This is a genomic window from Bradyrhizobium sp. Leo170 (genome assembly GCF_004296405.1).
In the GTDB taxonomy this organism is placed as follows: domain Bacteria; phylum Pseudomonadota; class Alphaproteobacteria; order Rhizobiales; family Xanthobacteraceae; genus Bradyrhizobium.
In genome coordinates, this window is record NZ_PSRR01000562.1 from 1 (window position 1) to 3,087 (window position 3,087).

The 3,087-nt window shown below is 58.2% G+C and carries 2 protein-coding genes; both read left to right on the forward strand.

Annotated features, from left to right (window positions below; genetic code table 11):
* The first annotated feature begins 1,094 nt into the window (after positions 1–1,094).
* Entirely contained in the window at positions 1,095–1,634 is a 540-nt protein-coding gene (locus CWO89_RS42410) for a DUF2380 domain-containing protein (RefSeq protein WP_130584150.1), read from the forward strand.
* Between the two features lie 157 nt (positions 1,635–1,791).
* Entirely contained in the window at positions 1,792–3,015 is a 1,224-nt protein-coding gene (locus CWO89_RS42415; RefSeq protein WP_130584151.1) for an MBL fold metallo-hydrolase, read from the forward strand.
* The last annotated feature ends 72 nt before the right edge of the window (positions 3,016–3,087 follow it).

Here is a 3,087-nt window from a genome sequence, read left to right on the forward strand (position 1 = left end):
TCCGGCCCTGCACACGAAGACTTCTGAATTTGGCCCTTGGCTGCCATCGCGAACGCGAGGAGTAGGTCAGCTACCGGGTCGAAAGCGGTCCAAGATGTGCTGGCCCGCCAATTCCGAATCTGACCCAACTGAGACATACCGCGCCCCGGCGGGCGCCGGTCAGGTCGTTTTGGGCAGATCGCCGATTGCGCTCAAGCGGCTCGATGGGTAGTCCTTGGCGTCCTCAGGCTAACTGCAGAGGCCCATGATCATCGCAATGATCACCGTGTGGATGATGCAGCCTGCCGTCTACGAGGTAATCGACATGGTCTCCATGCGGCACCTGTTCATGTCCGCAGCCTGGACCGTGAGTATGTGAGCAGTGGACGTGAGGGGTGCAGTTCACGGGATTTGCCGCATCGATCGGGATGACATGTTCGTCCACATGATCCTCGTGCATATGGTGAAGATGACCATCGTGAAGATAGTCCACATGGCCGTCATGGCGAACCGCGGTGTGTCCGCAATTCGGGCCATGGCGATGAGGGTGGTTCTCATGGTGTTTCTCGGTGCAAGTGGCCATCAGCATGCTGCATGTGGTTCCAGTCCACTTAAAATGGTGCGAAAGGCAACGCCGCCAAGGGCGCAAAAATCGAAAGCTGATCCGACGCATAATGTTATAATGTTACCGCCCCGTACGACCGCAGTTCCACATTTCGAAATGAGTTGACGCATTAAGCGGTTCGCACTTCGGGTTTCGCTTATGTCGCCTGTTGGCCCGAATGCGAAGTCCGCGCGGGATCGGAAATCGTCTGCTTATCGGGGTAGATCGGAAGTGACTGGTCGACCTTCCAATCGGCGCTTTTGACCCGAAGCCGACATTCCGCAACGCAAGGAATCCTCGCCGCGAACTTCCGTTCCCACTGCGTAACGAACTTCAAACCCAAGTTTAAAGCCTTTGCCCGTCTCTGGGGTTAGCGCACCTCGCCGATGCCGCTTGTGAAAGATAGGGCTCTCCCACAATTACCGATTGTTCACTACACTTCCGCCGAAAATGCGCTCAGCATAGTTCGAAGCAAAACGATGGTGGATGCGTAACAGATCGAGTCATCGCCATGCGCCACGCCCTACTCTTGCACGCTCTTGCCACAGCCGGCCTGTTCACCGGTCTGGGATCCAGCAGCTTCATCTCAGATGCATCCGCCGAGACCGCCGGCCACGCCTTGGCTGTCTCCGTCGACGATTTCTATTATAGAGACACGTCGAACGAGCCCACCGATCAGACGGCCGTGCATGAAAAGCGATTGCGGGCTTTCATGACCGCGCTGCGGGACGATGTCACTGCAGACGGCCGTTTTGAGCTTGTGCCGTCCTTTTGCGCTTCGAATTGTCCGACCGATGGACCGACGTTGCGCGATCGGCTGCGCGCGGCGTCACAGGCCGGCGCGCAGGTCCTGATCATCGGCGGCTTTCATAAGATGAGCACACTGGTGCAGTTTGCGCAGACTGTTGCTATCGATACAACTTCCCAGCGCATCGTGTTTAGGAAATACTTCCAATTCCGCGGCGACAACGACGAGGCATGGCAGCGGGCGGAGCGCTTTGTATCGGAGGAGGTCCGCAACCGGCTGCTTGAAAGCAGGTCGCAGCAATGAAGGCGCGGACCACCACCGAAGCGTATTCTGCGCAACTGCGGGCACGAGCTTCGTGTGCGGCCCGATGATCTCGGTCGGCTTGGCGATTACGCCCGGGGAGGGCATCTGACCCACGAGATTTTGCGAGAGAGCTTCTTCTGATCGGGAGGATGAGACGATGTGCAACCTGATAGGACATGCCCTCCAGCAAGCGCTCACGCGCCGTGGCTTCATCGCGGGAAGCGCCGTTGGAGCGAGCCTTATCGCTCCCATGATGTGCTCCGCAGTCGCAGGCGACGACGAACTGGACACACGAATTGAGATCGCACAATCGTCCGGAGACACCGCGAGTTCGAGGACCAGACTTCTTTTGCTGGGCACGGCAGGCGGTCCCACATGGTGGCCCAATTCGGACCAGTGCGGCATCTCATCGGCCGTGGCGGTTGGAGACGCCTATTATCTCGTGGACTGCGGCGAGGGGGTCGGCAAACGCCTTCAGCAGGCGTTATTGCCGGCTAATAGCCGCGTTATGAGCGCCAATTTGAGAGCGCTCTTTCTGACCCATCTCCATTCCGATCATACAGTCGATTATCCGAATTTGTTGCTGTTCGGATTGTTCACTGGGCTGGACCGTCCCGCCTCGCCCCTCAAGGTCTTCGGTCCGGGCCGGCGAGGCCAAGTGGCGCCTGTCTTTTCGCTCCCCGGCTCTTCGAGCCCGACTGCGCCAATTATCAGCCCCGATAATCCGACGCCTGGCACCAAAGATATGACAGGCTACATCTATCAGGCCTTCGCGACGGATTTGAACGATCGAATGCGCGACAATGGTAAACGGAGCCTCGAGGCGCTGGTCGAGGTGCACGACATCGATATCCCGCAAATTGCCGGGTTCAAATCGCCCAATGAAACCCCTGCTCCCCCGATGGAGCCGTTCAGGGTGTTCGAGGACGATCGCGTTCGTGTTTCGGCAATCCTCGTGGCGCACGCTCCAGTCTGGCCTGCATTCGCTTATCGCTTCGACAGTGAGGACGGGTCGATCGTGTTCTCCGGCGATACGGCGCGCAGCGAGAACCTGATCAAGCTTGCAAAAGGCGCAGACATTCTCGTTCACGAAGTCATCGTGACGAGATGGATCCATGGTCTATTTCCCGCGCCGCGTTCAGTCGCCGAAGAAGGCTTGATGCAACATCTGCTTGGCGCACATACGCCGGTTGAAGAGGTTGGCGGAATAGCCGAAGCAGCGGGTGTGAAGAAGCTTGTCCTCAGCCACATTGTGCCCGGCAACGCAACGCGTGAACAGCTATCGCCTGCAGGCAAGGGCTTTTCGGGCGAACTCGTGATCGGCCGAGACTTGATGCAGATTGGTACCGGCCAAGCAGCGGCGCCCGCTCGAAAGGGGTAACAGGGCTTCATTCCCCTTCGTACCGTTGCATCAAGTCGCAGAACGAGCACCAAATAGGATGTCCCCTGTTGG

Bases quoted from the DNA above. Each gene is read 5' to 3' on its own strand.
- CWO89_RS42410 (WP_130584150.1), top strand. From the start codon at position 1,095: ATGCGCCACGCCCTACTCTTGCACGCTCTTGCCACAGCCGGCCTGTTC.
- CWO89_RS42415 (WP_130584151.1), top strand. From the start codon at position 1,792: ATGTGCAACCTGATAGGACATGCCCTCCAGCAAGCGCTCACGCGCCGT.